Below are 18,942 nucleotides of genomic sequence, written 5' to 3'. Positions count from 1 at the left end.
GCGCCGTCCGCCGTGACGGGTCGAACCCGCCGCGTACCCGGACGAGCACGGGTCATGCCACCTGCCGCGTAAAGCTTGACGCGCGGCGCGCGCACCTGGGGACCGCGCGGTCGCGACCCCCTCGCGGCAGGCCGTACCGGCGTGAGAGCCTGCCCCCCATGCGCTACGTGATCATCGGTGCCGGCGCGGTCGGCGCGACCATCGGCGGACGGCTCTTCGACGCGGGCCACGAGGCCGTACTGGTCGCCCGCGGCGCGCACTACGAGGCGCTGCGCGCGGGCGGTCTGCGGCTGACCACGCCCGACCGCGCGATGACGCTCCCGGTGCCCGCGGCCGACGGCCCCGGGGCGGTCGGACTGCGGCCGGAGGACGTGCTGGTGCTGGCGGTCAAGACGCAGGACAGCGTGGCGGCGCTGGACGCCTGGGCGGCGCGGCCGGTCGAGGGCGGCGGCACGGCGGCGACCCGGCTGCCGCTGCTGTGCGCGCAGAACGGCGTGGAGAACGAGCGGCTGGCGCTGCGCCGCTTCCGTACCGTCTACGGGATGTGCGTATGGCTTCCGGCGACTTTCCTGGAGCCGGGCGCGGTCGTCGCGTCGGCCGGGCCGCTGAGCGGGATGCTGCACGTGGGACGCTTCCCGGCGCCGCCGCGCGGCGAACGCGATCCGCTCGCCGCGCGGATCGCGGCCGACCTGGAGAGCGCGGGCTTCGGCGCCCCGCTGCCGCCGGACGTGATGCCGTGGAAGTACGCCAAGCTGCTGGGCAACCTCGGCAACGCCCTGCAGGCGGTGTGCGGCGTGACGGACGACGCGGTGGCGCGGGAGTTGCTGGGGCGGGCGCGCGAGGAGGGGGCGCGGGCGCTGGACGCGGCGGGCATCGCGTACGTGGACGCGGCGGAGCAGGCGCGGGTGCGCGGCGACCTGGTGACCGTGCGGGAGATCGGCGGGACGCGCCGTCAGGGCGGCTCGTCGTGGCAGAGCCTGGCGCGTGGCACGGGCTCGATCGAGGCGGACTACCTCAACGGCGAGGTGGTGCTGCTCGGGCGTGCGCATGGCGTGCGCACGCCCGTCAACGAGGTGTTGCAGCGGGTGGCCGGCGACTTCGCGAGGGAACGCCGCCGGCCGGGCGAGCTGACGCCTGCTCAACTCATGGAACTGGTGGGCGGGTTGCCGGACGCCTGACCGCCGTCACGCGCACCGGCCGCGATCACACGCCCGACTCGAAGACCGGCAGGTAGGCGCCGGACTGGCCGGAGGCCGTGGGGTGGTAGGAGTCGGAGATCGGCCAGGTCACCGAGTGCAGCCACTCGGTGGAGTCGCACAGTTCGTGGCCGGAGAAGGCGCCGCGCACGTCCTCGAAGGTGAAGTTGGAGTACTTGGCGACCTGCGCCGCGATGACGCTGTCGAGGGTGTCGGAGCCCTGGTCTAGGGCGGTGTGGTCGGCCTGGCTCAGACCGACGCAGCTGGTCTTGGACAGGTCGTAGAACTCCGGGTAGCCGATCACCACGACATGGGCGTTGGGAGCCTTGGAGCGGATGTCGGAGTACAACGTGTCCAGGATCGCGGGCAGTTGGGTCTTCGCCTCGTTCTCGGCGTTGGCCACCGCGCTCTGGCAGGTGCTGGTGGAGTCCAGCACGCAGGTCTCCATGACGTCGGAGAAGCCGACGTCGTTGCCGCCGTCGGTGAGGCTGACCAGGGTGGTGCCGGAGTTGAGCGGGCCCAGCTGGTTGTTCTCGATGTCGGGCGCGGTGGCCCCGGTGCATGCCTCGAAGCTGAAGGAGCTGACGCCGGCCGCCTTGCTGTAGAGGTACGGGTAGGCGGCGGTGCTCTGGTCGCAGCTGTTGAGGTAGTCGCTGGTCGACCCGACTCCGGCGGAGTACGAGTCGCCCAGGGCGACATAGTTGACGCCGCCGGCCTCGGCGGGGGCGCCGCCGAGGGTGATCGCGGCGCCTGCCGCGAGGGAGACGGCGGCGGCGAGCAGGGCGGATCTGCGCACGGTTCCTCCACGTGGGGTGTGCGGAAGAGCTGAGGGCTGCTACTCGCGGGTAGTCGCGAGCGCTACGCAGAGGTAAGCGCATACCGGTGACCCGGTATAGAGCCGTGCATCGGGATTCGCCTGAAATGGCTAACTGTTTACTTGTCGTGTACGCGTCGGACACTCTTTTCACCGGAGCCCCACAGACAACGGCGGCCGGTTCGCGGGCGCGGGCCCGCGAACCGGCCGCCGTTCAGGGCGATCGGACGGTGTGTCAGCCGCCGAATCCGAAGGCGAACAGATGCGCCGTACCGCCGGTCGTCGTCGGCAGCGTGATGGAGGCGACCTGCTTGCCCGCGGTCAGCGGGACCTCGGTGGCGAAGACGTAGGTCTTCACCGCGTCCTTCCCGCCGGTGTGGGTGTTGCGGTACGGCGTGGTCACCGCGACGGTGTCCCCCGCGACCGGCTGGTTGGCCCCGGCGCCCAGCGTCCAGTCGGAGAACCCGACCGTCGCCTTGGAGGTGCTGCCGTCGGTGTAGGTGACGGTCAGCGTGCCGGTGGCACCACTCGCGTCGGCGTTGGTGGCCGCGCCCAGCAGACCCAGTGTGCCGCCCGAGGTGCCGGACGGAGCGGGGATGGTCTGCCCGGCCATCTCGATGTTGTCCAGGCCGCCGTGGCCGGAGGCGGGCCAGGTGTACGTGATGCCGTCCACCGTGACCTTGGCGCCCGGGCTGATGCCCTGCGCGGCGAGCGCGTTGGCGCTGTACGCCCAGCCCCCGCCATCGAAGCCGCCGCTGAACGTCGCACCGTCCGCGTACACGCCCTGGCCGGTGTAGTACGGCCACAGCTCGGTCGGCTGCGCCACCGACACCCGCAGCACCGCGTTGCCCAGGTCGGCGCCGGTGGAGGAGGTCAGGGCGAAGGTCAGCGGGTAGACGCCCTCGGTGCCGCCCGCGGTGACCTGGATCTGCTGCTGCGCCTTGCCGCCGGCCGGTACGGTCACCGAGCCGGTGGCGTCCGGCACGGTGATGCCGGAGGGCGCCTGCGCCGACCACCTGGCGGTCACCGGGCTGTCACCGATGTTCGCCAGCGTCAGCGTGGCCGTGCCGGAGCCGTCCGGGGCGATCACCAGGCCGGCGCCCGAGGGGCCCGCGGAGGCGAACACACCGTGCTGTCCCGTCGTGTCGGACGGCGGGACAGAGGACGGAGAGGCGGCCCAGGAGGTGTCCGGCTGCGTGCCGAGCGTGTAGTCGAGCGTGGTGGTGCCCCTGGCCCGCGAGCCGGCGCCCTCCAGCTGGGAGTAGGTCAGCCACGAGTCGTCGTACGCCTTGCCGTTCACCGACATCGCCTGCACGTAGGGCGCGCCGGGCGCCGCCTGCGGGGCGTTGATCCGCAGCGTGTGGCCGTTGCCCAGGGTGACCTGCGCGACGGGGAAGGCCGGGCTGCCCAGCGCCAGGGTGTCGGTGCCCGGGGTCTCCGGGTACATGCCCAGCTCCGACCAGACGTACCAGGAGCTCATCGCGCCGAGGTCGTCGTTGCCGAACGAGCCCACGGGGGCGTTGAAGTACAACTCCTGCTGCGCCTCGCGGACGACCTCCTGCGTCTTCCACGGCTGCGCGAGGTAGTCGTACTCCCAGGGGATCTCCAGGCTGGGTTCGTTGCTGAGGTTGGCGTTGGTGCTGCCGGGGTCCGTCAGGTTCGACAGCAGGCTGTCGAGGTACGAGGAGTACGCCTGCGTGCCGCCGCGCGCGGCGATCAGCGACTTGAGGTTGAACGGCACCATCGGGGTGTACTGCGCCGAGGTGCCCTCCACGAAGCCGTTGGAGGTGCCGGGCGTGAAGCCGGCCGCGAACTCTCCGTCGGAGTCCTTCGCCTGCATGTAGCCGGTCTGCGGGTTGAAGACGTTCTCCCAGTCCTGCGCACGGGTGGCGAACTGGTCGTAGACGCTCTTCCTGCCCAGCGAGTCGGCGAGCGAGGCGATGGCGTAGTCGGCCGTGTCGTACTCCAGTTGCGTGGAGACCGGGCCGTAGAAGTTGCAGCACCCGTAGGTGGCGTCGATGGGCAGGTAGCCCTTGGCGTCGCGCACCGACTCACCGGGGCGGATGTTGCTGGCCTTGGTGGCCTCGTGGACCATCGCGTCCAGCGCGTGCGAGGCGTTGAAGTTCCGTGCCCCGAAGGCGTAGGCGTCGGCGATGATGCCGTCGGCCGGGTCGCCGACCATCACGTAGCTCTCGCCGTTGTTCTGCGCCCACTTGGGCAACTGTCCGGTCTGGTCGTAGCCGTTGACCATCGAGGTGACGACGTCACTGGCGACGGCGGGGTCGACGGTGGCCATCAGCTGGGTCTGCGAGCGGTAGGTGTCCCAGCCGGAGTAGTTGGCGTACTGGGCGTGCTGTCCCTTGGTCAGCTTGTGGATCTGGTCGTCCATGCCCATGTACTGGCCGTTGTCGTCCGAGAAGACGTTGGGGTGCAGCAGCGCGTGGTAGAGCGCGGTGTAGAACTGCACCTGCTGGTCGTGGCTGCCGCCGCCGACGCGTACCCGGTCGAAGAGCTTGTTCCACGCGTCGTGGTTGGCCTGCCGCATCGCGTCGAAGTTCCAGCCCTTGACCTCCTTGGAGAGGTTGAGCCTGGCGTTCGTGTCGGAGGTGTACGAGATGCCGACCGCGGCGGTGACGGTCTTGCCCGAGTCGCCGCCGAACGTCAGGTACATCCCGTTGGCGCCGGTTACCGGCGGGCCGGAGACGGCGTCCCGGTTCTCGCCCTTGCCCTGGCTCTCGCCGTGCACGGTGGGCGACGGCTGGGAGGGCACGGTGAAGTGCTTCTCCTGGTGCGGGGCGGCCGAGCGGGTCCTCAACTGCTGCTGCGGGCGGCCGAGTTGCAGCGACTTGGCGTTCTGGTTGATGGTGCTGCCGGTCCAGGTGCCGCTGGCGGTGATGGGCTGGTTGAACTTGATGTCGAAGTGGAGTGTGTAGGTGTTGTCGGCGCCGCAGAAGTGGCCGCTGTCGACCGCGCCGATCACCTCGTGGTCGTTGACCACCTGGGCGCGGGTGCCGTCGATCTGCGTGGCGCCGCCGCTGAGCTTGAGCAGCAGGTTGGCGTCGCTGCCGCTGGGGAAGGTGAAGCGGCCGAGCCCGGCACGGGTGGTCGTCGTCAACTCCGTGGTGGTGCCGGAGGAGTCGGTGACGCCGTAGTAGCCGATGCCGGTCTGCTCGTCGTCGTGGCTGAAGCCGACCGAGGTGCTGCCCAGGTTGCCGGAGAGGGCACCGGTGTACGGCAGGATCGGCACGTCGCCGCCGGCGCTGCACCCGGGCCCGGACAGGTGGGTGAGGCTGAAGCCGGAGAGCTTGCTGTCCTTGTACTCGTAACCGCCGCCGTAGGCGCGGTCCGGTGTGGTGTCGGGGCCCCACTGGAGCATGCCGAAGGGCATGTCGGGGCCGGGGAAGGTGTCCACCGCGCCGGAGGTCCCGATGAGTGGATTGACCAGTGAGGCGGGGTCGTCGACGAACGCGGTGGCCGCGGACGCGCCCGCGGCGCCGAGCGCCTGGAGCGGCAGCACCGCCATGCCCAGCACGGACAGGGCGGCTACGCGTCTGCGGAACCGGTTGCGGAAGATTGGCGCGGGGGTGCGCCGTTGTCTTGCCATCACGTGCCTCCACGGCGGGTGTTGAGACTTCACGGATGACGTGCGGGGTGTGCGTCACCGCACAGCACGGCCGACAACGTTGTCTTATTATCTGATGGCCTGACAACGTTGCCAGTGCGTACGAGGGAAGAGTCAAACGCCCGCTTGACGCCATGTCAACACCCGCAACACGCCACCCCGCCACCCAGGCCCGCCCCATGCCCCTCAGGGGTGATCCGTCTCGTCGAACCCGTAACCTCGCGATACGCCCGGGCGTTTGGCACGGGTCCGGCGGCCGGCGCGGCTTCGCCGGCGCTCCTCAGGTGGCGTGACCCGGCGCTCCTCAGGTGGCCGGACGCATCCTGAAGTCGTACGTCGAGGGCAGCGGATGCTCCCGGCGGGCCCGCTCGCGCACCGCCTCGGTCACCGGCCCGCCGTCCGCCACCAGGGCCAGGGCGATCGCGTCCCACGTCTCGTGCAACGACTCCTCGCCCTCCCGCAGGTCCTCCACCTCGAACCCCTCGTCGAACACCGCCCGCGCCTCGCGGGCCCGCCCCAGCGCCAGCAGCACCCGCGCGGCGAGCAACCGCATCCGGCCACGCTCGCGGTCGGCCGGCCGCAGCGCCTCCAGTACACGCCGCGCCTCGTCGGCCCGGCCCGCGGCGAGCAGCGCGGGCACCGCTTCACGGGCGAGGGCGGCGCCCGCCCGGTCGCCCGCCTCGGCGGCGAGCCGGAACGCGGCGGCGTGACGGTCGGCCGCGCGCTGCGCGTGACCGGCCTCGGCGTCCGCCACGGCCAGACAGCGCAGCGCCCACCACGTCTCGGCGTGCCGCAGGGATCGCTCCCAGCTGCGCACCGCCTGGGCGCGGTCGCCCGCGTGCCACTGGGCGACGCCGAGGTGGTAGTCCGTCAGCGGCCCGGCTCCGGCCGCCTCCAGCTGCTCGCGCCAGTGCGGGGCGACGAGGGTGGGGCCGGGCGCGGTGGGCCGTCCCGGCGCGGCTTCCGGGAAGGTGCCGGTGTGCAGCAGGCGTTCCCACGGCCGCTGCTCCTCGCCCAGCCCGGCCGCGTCGAACGGCGTGCCGGGCAGCTCGAAGCCGCCGTGCAGCACCTCCAGAGCGCCCCAGCCGGATCCGGTGGCCAGGATCTCCTTGGGCTCGACGTCCGCCTGCGGCAACCAGGAGGTGTGGGCGGCGTCCACCTCGGCGCCCGGCAGCGCGGCCTCCAGCGCGTCCTGTGCCGCCGCGCGGGCCGCCGTCCAGTCCTCGCCGTGCACCGCGTCCGGGTCGGCGGTCAGCGGGCCGTACGCCTCCAGCCAGGACAGTTCCGTGCCGCCTTCCAGGTGGACGTACTCGCGCTGCGTCGGGGCCAGGCCCGCCTGGATCTCCGCGTAGCCGCCGGTGCCCGGCTCCGTCAGCCACTCCTGCCAGCGCCGCCCGCCGGGTCCGGTGCCCCACACGAACAGCTTGCGCCCGCGCAGCGCCCCGGTGGACGCCTGGACGAGGCCGCGTCCGTCGGCGTCGAGGGCGGCGATCCAGGGGCGGGCGGCGGCGGGGACGTCGTAGAAGCAGTCGGCGGCGTGCCGCGAGCGCGTGGGGCGGGTGACGTCGGTGCCCTCGTCGCACGGCAGGCCGACGCGGCGGGCGCCCCGGTGATCGCCGCACCGCAGGGCGTGGTCGGCCGGGGCGAGCACCCGCAGCCCCTCGGTCTCGGGCACGGCCGCGTTGGACCACCAGTAGGCGGGCACGGTGCGCTGGTGCGGGTTGCGCACCCGGACGCCGACGTGCAGGAAGTCGGAGCCGTCCGGCAGCCACAGGTCCACCTGGAACGGCAGGTCACGCAGGCGTTCCCACTCCCACAGCCGCAGCATCTCGCCGCCGTCCGGCGCGGGGACACGGGCGGCGTGGACGGGGGCGCAGGTCAGCGTGGTGTGACCGGTGGCGCCGCTGTTCCACTCGATGCCGCCGGAGCACCAGGCGCCGGCCAGGCCGAAGTCGGCGGGCTGCACGACCGGGTTGCGGTAGAGCAGTTCGCGGCCGGTGGGCTTGTGGAGCAGGGAGTGCACGCGTCCGCCGAGACCGGGCAGCACGGTGACGCGCAGCCGGTCGCTCTCCACCACCAGGGCGTCGAACTCGGTGGCCACCCTGCGCCGCCCGTACGTGTCGAGGCGGCGCACCGGCAGCAGCGTGCGCGGCGCGTCCGGGTCGCGCCGCGCCGCCCGGTCGCCGGGCGCGGCCGGTCCGCCGCCCGGTGCTGACGCGTCGTCGGGGACGAGCAGCGCGGGCAGCGGGTTCTCCGGCCCGAAGGGAGCGGCGGGGAGGGTGATGCGGGTGCGTCGCACGGTGGTGGCCAAGGCTGCCCCTCTCTGTGGCGGGTGCGCCGCCCTTCCGCCCGCGGCGGCGCACCCTTCCATCGAACCCCCGCGCCCGCCACGGTGACCAGCGCTTTCCACAGACCCGCCGAGTCCTTGACGCAATCAGGACACAGGCGGCCGTCGGCCCGTCCCACGGGTTCGCCCGGCGCGGTCGGCGGCCTCAGCGGCCCCGGACCAGGCCCCGCAGGACCTTGCCCTCCGTCGACAGCAGCCCGGCCCGGTAGTCGAAGCGGGGGCTGCGGGCGAAGGTCAGGTAGACGTACTTGAGGTTCTCCGCGAACCAGTACGCGGGCGTGAGGTCGCCGAGAGCCATCGGCGACGCCGTGACATCGTTGGCAATCGTGTAGCCGCCGGCCACCTTCAGGTTGTCCCGCATGCCGGTGAAGTACTGGTAGGCCGTGCGCTTGTAGTACGCGTCGCCGGTGATCCGCCACAGGTCGAACGACGAGTTGGCGTACTCGGGCCGCAGCTGGTTGCCCTTGTCGGTGACGGCGAGCGTCGTGTAGTCGATGCCCTCGGGGAGCACCGGGTGCTGGTCGAGCACCGCGCTCCAGGAGCGGTAGTAGGCCGCGCCGTCCGCGGTGTCACCGCCCTTGCCCAGCAACCCGGCGTAGAACGCGGCGAGTTCGGACTGCGCCGTGCCGGTCGCCTCACCGGTCGTGGCGTCGACCTGGCGGAACCACAGGGTGCCGGTGGAGCGGTCCGCCTGGTGGCGCAGGATCGCCCCGGTCAGCAGCCGGTACCAGTCGAGCAGCCGCCGGTCGCCCAGCAACGCGTAACCGCCCCACAGGTATTCGTAGAAGGAGTCCACCGGCGGGTTGGGCGCGACCGAGGACGGGTCGGTCCAGCGGCCGGTCTCGGCGTCCAGCGTGGTGCCCATCAGGTCCAGCGAGCTGCGCTTGCCCATCGCCACCTGATAGGCGCGCATCGACGCGTCGTGGTAGCGGGAGTCGCCGGTCAGCTTCGACAGCAGGCCGAACTCCATGATGTTGGTGCCCACCTCCGCCAGCGGTACGCTGCTGCCACTGACCGCGCCGGTACTGAGGTTCACATAGGTGTACGGGATGCCGGTGGGCGACGCGGTGAACGCGGGCAGCAGGCGGTCGGTCAGTTCGCGGCACAAGGACAGCAGCTTGGGCCTGCCGGTGGCCAGGTACCCGGCGAGCAGGCCGCCGACCATGCGGATGATGGCCTCGAAGACGTGCACGTCAGCGTCCTGGGTGGGGTCGAAGTGCGCCTCGATCCATTCGCAGCCGCGCGCGAGTTCGGCGTCCTCCCCCATGACGTAGAGGGTGTCGAGCGCCTCGACGATGGACAGGCCGAAGGTCTTGCCGGGGGCGAAGAAGTCGTTGTGGGTGCCGCTGACCGGGCAGACCTGGTCATAGCCCCAGGCCTTGGCGGTGTAGCCGTGCCAGCCGTGCAGGAACTCGTCGCGCACCTGGCTCGCGACGGCCGCGTCGGACGGCAGGGGCTCGGCCGGACGTGACGTCGAGGGGCGGATGCCGGTGGCGGCCGGAGCCGTCGCGGCGAAGGCGGTGGCCGGGGTGAGCGCCGCGCCGATCGCGGTACCGGCGACGGCGGCGCCCGCCGCGCCGAGGAGGGTGCGCCGGGTGGGCGCGGGACCGGTGTGGGTGTGGGGTCGCATGGCTCCCGGAGCGTACTCGCGGTACGGGACGGGCCCAAGAGGGCGCGCTTGATCGCGTACGCGTCAACGCCCGCCGCGGCCGGGGGCATTGGTGAGGGCTCGGCACGCATCCGCGCGGCCCCCGGTCAGGCGCTGTCGGCCACGGCGACGGCCGCCGCGTAGCCCTCGTCCACCGTCCAGTCGGCGAGCGCCCAGCCGGGCAGGGCGGCCGGTGCGTCGCCGCTGCCCACGTAGTCGCGGGCCGGATCGCCCGCCAGGCCCTCGCCGGTGCCCTTGAGATAGGCCTCCTTGCGGGTCCAGCAGCGGGCGAAGGCGGCCCGGCGCTCCTGCGCGGGCAGCGCGGCCAGTTCGTCGCGCTCGCGCGGGTGCAGGCTCCTGGCCACGTCGTCGACGAACCCGCCCTCGGGTATGCGCTCGACGTCCGCGCCGACCGGTGTGCCCGCGACCGCGATCAGCACCATGTCGGCACTGTGCGACAGCGAGAAGTGCGGACCGGCGCCGCCCGCCAGCGCGGGCCGTCCGTGCGCCCCCGCGCACACCGGGCACGTCTCCCGCGTGAACTCGAGACCGGCCGGATCGGCGTTTGTGTACGCGCCGAGCAGCCGCCGCAGCGCAACGTGGGCGGCGGCGTAGCTCGCCCGGTCGGCGGCGCGGACGAAGGCCTTGTGGCGTTCCCGCTCCGCGGCGTCGAGCAGCCCGAGCGAGTGCGGCAGGGCGCCGGCGTAGGAGGAGACGCGCAGCGCCCACACGTGCGGGAGCTCACCGGGCGCGGGCACGGCGAGGCCGGACGGCAGCGGGTCGGGACCGAGGGGGCGGGGTGCGGGACTCAGCGGTTCCTCCTGGTGTGCGTGCCCGCGACGCGCCACGGGCCGAACTCGGCGGTGCGGTCCGCCCGGTGCACCACGCGTACCATCCGCCGTGACTCGGCCCCATCCTCGCACGCGTGCCGCCCGCTCGTCTGCGCCCGTGAACGCGCTGCGGGCGGCCCGTTTCAGGGGCGCGGCACTCCGCGTCGGCGGTGGGCGCGCGCCAGTACGCCGGCCCAGGCCCGTACCGTCGCGCGGTCCGCGAGGTCGGTGGCCGACACGGCCGCGCCCTCCTCGCGCCACCGCTCCACGAGCGTCATCAGCCGGATCGAGTCCAGGCCGTGGTCGACCAGGTCCTCGTCCAGCGGCACGTCCTCGGGCCGATCGCCCAGGACCACGGCGACGTCGGCCCGCACGCGCTCGGCGGTCCACACCGAGGCGTGGCGCGGCGTCCCGGCCGGGTCCGCCGCGCGGCCCTCGCCGAGCGCGTCCAGCACACGGGAGGTGGTCGTGACGGCGGCGCACCTGCCCGCCGCCCATTCCAGCGCCATGCGGTGGTCGCGTTCGCTGAAGTCCGCGACCGCGTCGGCGATCACGAAGGCGCGCAGGTCGCGCATCCACGCGTCGCAGGCGCTCGTCAGGACGCCGATGTGCGCGTAGACGCCGGTGATCAGCACCTGGTCGCGGCCCTGGTCGCGCATGCGCCGCTCCAGGTCGGTGCGGACGAAGGCGCTGTACTTCCACTTGGTCAGCACGGTGTCGCCGTCGGCCGGGGCGACCGCTTCGTGGACGGCGGCGGCCCTGGTGCCGGCCGGCAGGCCCGGGCCCCAGAAGTCCTGCTGGAGGCCGCGCTCCGCGGGCGTCTGGCCGCCCGGCTGGGCCGAGTAGACGACCGGGACCCCGGCCCGGCGGCAGGCGTCCGTCAACGCCCTGACGTTGCGCAGTAGTTCGCTGACGGGCGAGGCGCCGGGGGTGAACGCGTCGAGGAAGTGGTTTTGCAGGTCGTGCACCAGCAGCACCGCGCGGTCCGGGTCGACGTCCCACGCCACTCGTCCGTTCGGCAGCGAGGCGGGAGCGGGCATGGGGTAGGGGGCGATGTCGGGAAGGGCCATGGGGAGGTGTCCTTGGGGGTCGGGTGGACGGTGCCGTGGGGGCGGGGCGTCAGGGGTGTGCCTTGTCGCCTCGTCAATTAGGGCGCCTCTCCCCTCTCTTGAGGTATTCGGTGATCGCCGCTCGCAGGTCCTTCTTGCTGACCTTGCCGATGCCGGTCACCGGGAAGGCGGTCACGAACTCCACGCGGTCGGGGACCTTGTACTCCGCGAGGCCGCGCCCCCGTACGAACCTCCTGACGTCCGCCGCGCGCGGCGGTGCGACGCCCTCGCGCGGGACGACGTAGGCGCAGGTGCGTTCGCCGAGGTAGGGGTCGGGCATGGAGACCACGGCGGCGTCGTGGATGGCGGGGTGCGCCAGCAGGTGGTTCTCGATCTCCTCCGCGGCCACCTTCTCGCCGCCCCGGTTGATCTGGTCCTTGGCCCGGCCCTCCACCACCAGGTGGCCGGTGGGGGTGCGGCGCACCAGGTCGCCGGTGCGGTAGAAGCCGTCGGGGGTGAACGCGGTCGCGTCGTGCTCGGGGGCGTTCCAGTAACCGCGGATGGTGTACGGGCCGCGGGTGAGCAGGTGGCCGACCTCGCCGGGCGGCACGTCGCGGTCCTCGTCGTCCACCACGCGGATCTCGTCGTGCGGGGAGATGGGGCGGCCCTGGGTGGTGACGACGAGTTCCTCGGCGTCGTCCAGGCGCGTGTAGTTGACCAGGCCCTCGGCCATCCCGAAGACCTGCTGGAGCGCGCAGCCGAGGGTCGGCGTGACCCGGCGGGCCGCCTGCTCGCTGAACCTGGCGCCGCCGACCAGCAGGATCTCCAGGCTGCTGAGGTCGTACGAGGTGTGCTCGGCCGCGTCGAGCCACAGCAGCGCGAGCGGCGGCACCAGGCCGGTGAGGGTGACGCCCTCGCGTTCGATCAGCGGGAAGGCGGACTCGGGCCCCGGCCGGGCGGCGAGCACGACGCGCCCGCCCGCGTACAGCGTGCCCAGCGAACCGGGCGAGCTGAGCGGGAAGTTGTGGGCGGCGGGCAGCGCGCAGAGGTAGACGCTGTCCTGGTCCAGCGCGCAGATGTCGGCGGAGCCGCGCAGACTGTAGAGGTAGTCGTCATGGGTGCGTGGGATCAGTTTCGGCACGCCCGTGCTGCCGCCGGACAGCTGGAGGAACGCGAGGTCGTTCGGGCGCGGTTCGTCCGGGGGCGCGACCGGCTCGGTGGGCAGGTCGGACAGGCGCAGGTGGCGGCCCGCTTCGTCGCCCGCGACGATGACGTGCCGCAGGGTGGGCACCTCGGCGGCCACGCGGTCGGCGAGTTGGCAGTGGTCGAAGCCGTCGGCGGTGTCCGGGACGACGTAGGCGACGGCCTCGGTGAAGGCGCAGAAGTGGCGGATCTCGCTGTAGCGGTGTGCGGGCAGCGCGAAGACCGGCAGGGCGCCGACGCGGAAGAGGGCGAAGACGACCTCGAAGAACGCGGCGACGTTGGGGAGTTGGACGACGACCCGGTCGCCCTTGCGGATGCCCAGGCCGAGCAGTCCCGCGGCGAGCCGGTCGGCGCGCTCGTCGAGTTCGGCGTAGGTCCAGCGGGTGTCGGTGGCCGGGTCGACGATCGCGATCCGATCGCCGTGCCGCAGGGCCCGCTCGCGCAGCATCCGCCCGAAGGTCTCGCCCCGCCAGTGACCGGCGGCACGGTAGCGCTCCGCGAACTCCTGCGGCCAGGTGGGCGCGAGGGCGGCGGGGTCGGTGATGGGTGGGCGGCCGGTGGCCGGGGCGGAGCCGGGCCGGGCCGGGGCGGTCATGCGAAGACCCCCACGGCGTCGAGGAACGTGCGGAACTTGGCCGTCGTCTCGGCGAGTTCGGCTTCCGGGCACGAGCCGGGGACGACGCCCGCGCCCGCGTAGAGCCGCAGGCTGTGCTCGTCGGCCTCGGCGCAGCGTATGGTCACCACCCACTCGCCGTCGCCGTCCGCGTCCTGCCAGCCGACCATGCCCGCGTACAGGCCGCGGTCGAACGGCTCGACAGCGCCGATGAGTTCGCGGGCCGCCTCGGTGGGCGTGCCGCAGACGGCCGGGGTCGGATGCAGGACGGACGCCAACTCGACAGCGGTGGGCGGGGGTTGGCGCAGTTCGCCGGTGACGGTCGTGGACAGGTGCCACATCGCGGCGGTGCGGACCAGCGTCGGCGCGTGCGGCACCTGGAGCCGGGCGCAGTACGGCGCCAGCGCGGCGCGGACCGCGTCGGCCACCACGGCGTGCTCGTGGCGGTCCTTGGGCGAGCCCAGCAGCTCGACCGCCCCCATGACGTCCTCGGCGAGGTCGGCACGGCGCGGGGTGGATCCGGCGAGCGGGTTGGCCCGCAGGGTGCCGCCGTGCCGGGAGACCAGCAGTTCGGGGCTGGCGCCGAGCAGCGTGCGGCCCTCCCCCGCGGGCACGGCGAACGTGTAGCCGCCGGGGTCGCGCCGGGCCAGCCGCCACAGCATCGCCGTCAGGTCGAATGGTTCGGGCGCCGTCAGTTCCAGGGTGCGGGCCAGCACCGCCTTGTCCAGCCCGCCGTCCGCCATCCGCCGCACCGCCTCGGCGACCGCCGCCTCGTAGACGACCGGCTCCGGGTGCGGCCGTACCGTCCAGGCGGCGGGACCGGCGGGCGGCGCGTCCAGCGCGATCAGCGGATCGCGCTCCAACGGGGTTGCGGTGTACAGGAGTTCGGGAACGAACAGCCGCGCGGGCGCGTCCGCGTCGAACGGCACCGCACCGACCACCACCGGACGCTCGATGCCCTGCGCCCGGGCCGCGTGCAGGGTGCCGGCGACCCGTTCGGCCAGCGGCGCCTCGCCGTGCGGGACGCGGGCGCGGACACCGCGGGCGAGCAGGGTGCGGGTGGGCGAGCCGAAGAACGCCGTGCCGCCCGGCCGGTAGGCGTCGAGCAGCGCCGTGGCCTCCCCCACCGTCCGCCCCGGCTGCCGCGCCGCGGCGTCGGCGGGGCCCCGCGGGCGGCCGCCCCGGGCTCCGCCGTGCCCCGGGCCGGGGTCTGCGGCGAGGTCGTGTGCTGTGGTCACCTGGTTCTCTCCGATCCGGATCACGGCGGTGCGGGGGTGGTCGGCGTACGGGGCAGCGTCAGGAAGGCGGGCGGGTGGCGGGTCAGGCGCGCAGGGTGGCGCCGCCGTCCACGTACAGGTCGTGCATGGTGATGTGCCGGGCGCGGTCGGAGACCAGGAAGGCGACGGCCTCGGCGATGTCCCGCGGCTCGGCGAGCCGCCCGAGCGGTATGCCGACGCGGTAGCTGTCCGGGTCGCCTTCCACCACCCGCTTGCGTGAGGCGCCGGGATCGTCCGTCCACAGCCTTCGCTGCATCGCGGTGTCGGTGGAGCCGGGCGAGACGACGTTGCAGCGCACCCCGCAGGCGGCCAGCTCCAGGCCGAGGCACTTGGTGAACATGGTCGCCGCCGCCTTGGACGCGGCGTAGGCGGCCATGTGGGTGCGCGGTACTCCGGCGGCGTTGGAGCCCACGGTGACGACGCAGCCGGAACTCCGGGCGGCCATGCGCCGCGCGACGGCCCGGGAGGCGTGGAAGACGCCGCCGGTGTTGACGGCGAAGGTGGCCGCCCAGTCCTCGTCGGTGAGGTCGACCACGGGGGCCGGGCGCAGCACGCCCGCGACGTTCACCAGGATGTCCAGTGGCCCGAGTTCGCGTTCCGCGCGTTCCACGGCCGCGTCGACGGCGGCGCTGTCGGTGACGTCGGCGACGTGCGCGAGCAGGACGCCCGGGCCGAGTGCGGCTTCCAGCGCCTTCAGGCGTGCGGGGTCGCGGTCGATCGCGGCGACCCGCGCGCCCCGGGCGGCGAGGGTGCGGGCTACGGCTTCGCCGATGCCTTGTCCGGCACCGGTGACCAGGGCGACGCGACCGGTGAGTTCGGCCGCGCCGAGGGTGTGCGTGTCGCCAGTCATGGTCCTCGCGTGTCCTTCGGCCGGGCGCTGTCAGGGGTTCGCCGGGGCATGCCGGCCGGGCGGGATCGGCCTCCCGACCGCGCACCGGACGTGCCGCCGGAGGCAGCCTAACTTAGGTTAGCCTAACCTCATAGATGAGCCTTGAGGGTCCGGCGCCGAGGCGTAATTCCCCGTGACCGGCGAAGGACTGCGGGAGGATGCCCGCATGCCCGAACCGCCGTTCGACGTACCGCGCCTGCCCGCCGGCGACTCCCTCGCCCTGCGCCCCTGGACGCTCGCCGATCTCCCGCTGGTCGAGGAGGCCTCGGGCGATCCGTACATCCCGCTGATCACGACGGTCCCGTCCGCCTATTCGCACGCCGCCGGTGTCGCGTTCGTCGAGCGGCAGTGGGACCGGGCGGCGCACGGCACCGGGTGGCCGTTCGTCGTGGAACGCGTGGCGGACGGCCGTGCGGTCGGCACCGTCGGGCTGTGGTCCGCGCCGCACGCCCGCGCCTCGGCCGGATACTGGGTCGCCCCCTCGGCGCGCGGCGGCGGCGCGGCCCTCGCCGGACTGCGCGCGGCCACCGCCTGGGCCTTCGCCGCGCTCGGCCTCGCCCGCGTCGAGTTGTACGTCGAGCCGTGGAACACCGCCTCGCGCCGCACTGCCGAATCCGCCGGATTCCGTCCCGAGGGACTGCTGCGCTCGTGGCAGGAAGTGGGCGGGGCCCGCCGCGACATGCTGATGTACGCGAGGCTGCCCACGGATCCGGTGGGCTGACGGATGCCGCGGTGCGGTCCGGCGGGCGCCGGGCGGCGCGAGCCTCCGCACGGGTGACGCTCACGTGCCGCACGCCGTCCATGACGGGTCGGCGAGGTGCTGACCGGGGAGGCTGGGGCCGTGGCCGAAGCCCACGATCGCCGCTCCCTCCCGCACGGCCGATGGGCGCGGTTCCTGCGTGCCGTGCCTGCGGCCTCCGGTGCCGCCGTGATGGCCACCGGGGCGCTGTCGATCGGCTGCGGGCTGCTGGGCGCAGGGCTGTCGTCCGGCGTGTTCCTGGTGCTCGGTTGCCTGATCTGGGCGGTCCTGGCGGCGGCCTTCTGCCTGCGGCTGCGGTACGAGGGCGAACGCTGGCGGCGGGAGACGGCGACCCCGCCCGCGCTGACCTCGGTGGCGGCGACCGCCGTGCTGGGCACGCGTTTCGCCCTGCTGGGATGGACCGGCGCCGCGGTTCCGCTGCTGTGCCTCGCGGTGGTGGCGTGGCTGCCGCTGCTGACCCGCGTGCTGCGGCACCGCGGGCGCAAGGTGCCGGGGGCGGCGTACCTGGTCTGCGTCTCGACGCAGGCGCTGGCCGTGCTCACCGCGTCCGTCGCCCTCGACTCGGGCACCCGGTGGCTCGCCTGGCCCTCCGCAGGACTCGTCGTGCTGGGGCTGGCGCTGTACGGGGTGACGCTGGAGCGGTTCGACGTGGGCGAGTTGCGGCGCGGCAAGGGGGATCACTGGGTGGCGTGCAGCGCCCTGGCGATCACCGCGCTGGCCGTCTCGCGGCTGGCGGACGCCGCCGCCCCGGCCGGGCCGCTGCGCTGGGCGACCGGCGCGCACGACGCGTTGCGGCTCGCGGGCATCGTACTGCTGGGCCTGGCGCTGGCCGCGTACGCGGTGCTGGTGTGCTGCGAGATCCGCTGGCCCAGGCCGCGTTACGACGTGCGGCGGTGGTCGACCGTCAACCCGATGGCCATGACCGCGCTCGCCACGATCGCGTGGTCGGTCACGGCGGACGTGGGGTGGCTGCGGACGCTGGGCGATGTGCTGCTGTGGGTCGCCCTGCTGGCGTGGGCGGTCACGGGGGTGGCGGCGGTGCGCGAGGGCGGGCGTCCGGCGGGGCCGCCGCCCGTCAACTGACGCTGGACGCGGGGGCGTTGGCTGACGCGTGCCGTGTCGCTGCCCTGCCGCGCAGGACCGCGCCCGCCACGACGACCGCTGCGGCCACCCCGAACGGCCAGGCCTGCGGGGCGAGTCCGTGCCAGCGCAGGGCGTTGCCGATGTACAGCACCGTGCCGGCCGCCGGAACCGCCAGCCACTCCCACCGTCCGTCCAGCGCGACGAGGCCGACGACCATCAGCGCGTACCAGTAGTACGCGGGCGAGGTGACGAGGAACGCGGTGCCCACCACGAGCAGGGCGCCGCGCCAGGGCCGCGCCGGATCGCCGCGGCGCAGCACGTACGACGACACACCCACGACGACCGCGATCGCGACCGGGCCGGCCCAGGCGTCCGGCAGCACCAGTCGCAGCAGCGCGAACCGCCCGACGTCGCCCGACTCGTACCCCTCCTCCTGGAGGTAGCCGGGCAGGTAGCCGATGACACCGGTCCCGGAGGCGGCCACGTAGGGCAGGTAGGCGAGCGCCACCGCGCCCACCGCCGCCACGGTGGTGCACGTCAACTCCCGCCATCGGCGGGGTCGTCCAGGGGCCAGCACCCCGGACAGCGCGCCCGGCAGTGCCAGCCCCGGCAGCAGCTTCACGGCGATGGCGCCGCCGAGCGGCACCCCGCGCCGGCCTCCCGCGCCGACCCCGAACGCCACCACCAGCAACAGCACCCCGAGCGTGTCGACGTGGGCGTCGTTGACCGCCGCGAACGGCACCGCCGGGCACCACGCCCACAGCGCGGCCCGGCGCGGATCGGCCCCGCGCCGCCGCAGCGCCCACACCAGCGCCCAGGCGACGGCGACCACCAGGACCGCGCCCGCCACCTGGAACGGCTTCCACCGGCTGCCGGGCGGCGAGGCCAGGTGGACGACCAGGTACCACGCCTCGGCGACCGGCGGGTAGATGGTGTGGACAGCGGGCCGGTTGATCAGGGTGCAGACCCCGCCGGGCGCGGCGTGCAGGTCCCAGCCCCGGCAGGCGGTCCCGGTCGGGAACAGCCACTGCTCGCGCAACCCGGCGAGCCTCGGGGCGTCGGGCGCGTAGGTGTACGGCGAGATGCCCGCCGCTTGCACCCGGCCGTCCCACGCGTACCGGTACATGTCGTCGCTGGTGCGCGGTGGCGCGGCGAGCGCGGCCAGCGACAACGCGACGGCGCCGACCGCGACCAGCGGCACCGCGACCCGGCGCGGCACCTCTCGCACCGCCCAGGCCGCACCGGCGAACAGCGCCCAGCAGACGCCGTACCACGGCAGCAGGCGGCCGGGGTCGCCGAGCGTGCCGCCGGTCGCGACGGTGGCGAGCGTGGCGGCGGTGAGCGCGGCGAGCAGGGTGACGGTGAGGGCCGTGCGGACGCGGACGCGGCCATGGCTCCGGCTGCGGGGCCGGTCCTGGCCGCGACTGCGGTCGGCGGTGTCGGCGGTGTGCGGGGGTGCGGTCACCAGGACACCGTGGCATCGCGGGGCGCGGTCGAGGGTGGTGCCGTGCCCGGTGTCCGTGTTCCGTAAGGAGTCGCACGCCCCCATCGGGGGATTCCCGGGGTGGGATGGACGGCATGCGAGTGAGGAGAGAGTCCGGCACGAAGGTG

13 protein-coding genes and 1 pseudogene are annotated in these 18,942 nt (G+C 73.9%); 3 read left to right on the top strand and 11 right to left on the bottom strand.

The genetic code is table 11. The features are described 5' to 3' along the window. Positions 1-158 precede the first annotated feature (158 nt). Positions 159-1,178 (top strand): 2-dehydropantoate 2-reductase N-terminal domain-containing protein, encoded by a 1,020-nt coding sequence (locus CK485_RS21970; protein WP_109453586.1) that lies wholly within the window; start codon positions 159-161, stop codon positions 1,176-1,178. Between the two features lie 25 nt (positions 1,179-1,203). On the opposite strand, the gene CK485_RS21965 is transcribed toward CK485_RS21970, so the two are convergent. From CK485_RS21965 to CK485_RS21925, 10 genes and pseudogenes are all read right to left on the bottom strand, one after another. Continuing rightward, complete coding sequence (locus CK485_RS21965; protein WP_109453585.1) at positions 1,204-1,992, bottom strand: SGNH/GDSL hydrolase family protein; 789 nt, start codon at positions 1,990-1,992, stop codon at positions 1,204-1,206. Between the two features lie 253 nt (positions 1,993-2,245). Next, complete coding sequence (locus tag CK485_RS21960; protein ID WP_109453584.1) at positions 2,246-5,614, bottom strand: lectin; 3,369 nt, start codon at positions 5,612-5,614, stop codon at positions 2,246-2,248. 322 nt (positions 5,615-5,936) lie between these two features. Continuing rightward, complete coding sequence (locus tag CK485_RS21955) at positions 5,937-7,943, bottom strand: DUF5107 domain-containing protein (RefSeq protein WP_241968528.1); 2,007 nt, start codon at positions 7,941-7,943, stop codon at positions 5,937-5,939. Between the two features lie 181 nt (positions 7,944-8,124). Then, positions 8,125-9,609 carry a glycoside hydrolase family 47 protein gene (locus tag CK485_RS21950; protein WP_109453582.1) on the bottom strand — a complete coding sequence of 495 codons (1,485 nt, stop codon included), beginning with the start codon at positions 9,607-9,609 and terminating at the stop codon, positions 8,125-8,127. 125 nt (positions 9,610-9,734) lie between these two features. Further along, positions 9,735-10,475 (bottom strand): 4'-phosphopantetheinyl transferase superfamily protein, encoded by a 741-nt coding sequence (locus CK485_RS21945; RefSeq protein WP_241968527.1) that lies wholly within the window; start codon positions 10,473-10,475, stop codon positions 9,735-9,737. 125 nt (positions 10,476-10,600) lie between these two features. Then, a complete protein-coding gene (locus CK485_RS29805; RefSeq protein WP_275124675.1) occupies positions 10,601-10,831 on the bottom strand; it encodes a phosphopantetheine-binding protein in 231 nt (76 codons plus the stop codon). Positions 10,832-10,918: 87 nt separating this feature from the next. Further along, positions 10,919-11,527, bottom strand: a pseudogene (locus CK485_RS21940) (isochorismatase family protein); the annotation flags it as partial. 73 nt (positions 11,528-11,600) lie between these two features. Then, positions 11,601-13,304 carry a (2,3-dihydroxybenzoyl)adenylate synthase gene (locus CK485_RS21935; protein WP_109453580.1) on the bottom strand — a complete coding sequence of 568 codons (1,704 nt, stop codon included), beginning with the start codon at positions 13,302-13,304 and terminating at the stop codon, positions 11,601-11,603. Next, a complete protein-coding gene (locus CK485_RS21930) occupies positions 13,301-14,449 on the bottom strand; it encodes an isochorismate synthase (RefSeq protein ID WP_109454325.1) in 1,149 nt (382 codons plus the stop codon). Before CK485_RS21930 ends, CK485_RS21935 begins: the two co-directional genes overlap by 4 nt. Before the next feature lie 193 nt (positions 14,450-14,642). After that, positions 14,643-15,449, bottom strand: coding sequence for a 2,3-dihydro-2,3-dihydroxybenzoate dehydrogenase (locus CK485_RS21925; protein WP_109453579.1), 807 nt, complete (start codon positions 15,447-15,449; stop codon positions 14,643-14,645). A gap of 205 nt (positions 15,450-15,654) precedes the next feature. On the opposite strand from CK485_RS21925, the gene CK485_RS21920 reads away from it, so the two are divergent. After that, positions 15,655-16,209 (top strand): GNAT family protein, encoded by a 555-nt coding sequence (locus CK485_RS21920; RefSeq protein ID WP_109453578.1) that lies wholly within the window; start codon positions 15,655-15,657, stop codon positions 16,207-16,209. Between the two features lie 120 nt (positions 16,210-16,329). Further along, positions 16,330-17,331 (top strand): tellurite resistance/C4-dicarboxylate transporter family protein, encoded by a 1,002-nt coding sequence (locus tag CK485_RS21915; protein ID WP_241968526.1) that lies wholly within the window; start codon positions 16,330-16,332, stop codon positions 17,329-17,331. Here CK485_RS21915 and CK485_RS21910 read toward each other — a convergent pair. Continuing rightward, a complete protein-coding gene (locus CK485_RS21910) occupies positions 17,324-18,796 on the bottom strand; it encodes a glycosyltransferase 87 family protein (protein WP_241968525.1) in 1,473 nt (490 codons plus the stop codon). The genes CK485_RS21915 and CK485_RS21910 overlap by 8 nt on opposite strands. Positions 18,797-18,942 lie beyond the last annotated feature (146 nt).

It is taken from the genome of Streptomyces sp. ICBB 8177 (genome assembly GCF_003144095.1).
Taxonomy (GTDB): Bacteria; Actinomycetota; Actinomycetes; order Streptomycetales; family Streptomycetaceae; genus Streptantibioticus_D.
Note: the sequence above shows the minus strand (reverse complement) of the source record. Positions and strands in the feature narration are given on the sequence as shown.

Bases quoted from the DNA above. Each gene is read 5' to 3' on its own strand.
- CK485_RS21960 (WP_109453584.1), bottom strand. From the start codon at position 5,614: ATGGCAAGACAACGGCGCACCCCCGCGCCAATCTTCCGCAACCGGTTC.
- CK485_RS21935 (WP_109453580.1), bottom strand. From the start codon at position 13,304: ATGACCGCCCCGGCCCGGCCCGGCTCCGCCCCGGCCACCGGCCGCCCA.
- CK485_RS21970 (WP_109453586.1), top strand. From the start codon at position 159: ATGCGCTACGTGATCATCGGTGCCGGCGCGGTCGGCGCGACCATCGGC.
- CK485_RS21925 (WP_109453579.1), bottom strand. From the start codon at position 15,449: ATGACTGGCGACACGCACACCCTCGGCGCGGCCGAACTCACCGGTCGC.
- CK485_RS21950 (WP_109453582.1), bottom strand. From the start codon at position 9,609: ATGCGACCCCACACCCACACCGGTCCCGCGCCCACCCGGCGCACCCTC.
- CK485_RS21920 (WP_109453578.1), top strand. From the start codon at position 15,655: ATGCCCGAACCGCCGTTCGACGTACCGCGCCTGCCCGCCGGCGACTCC.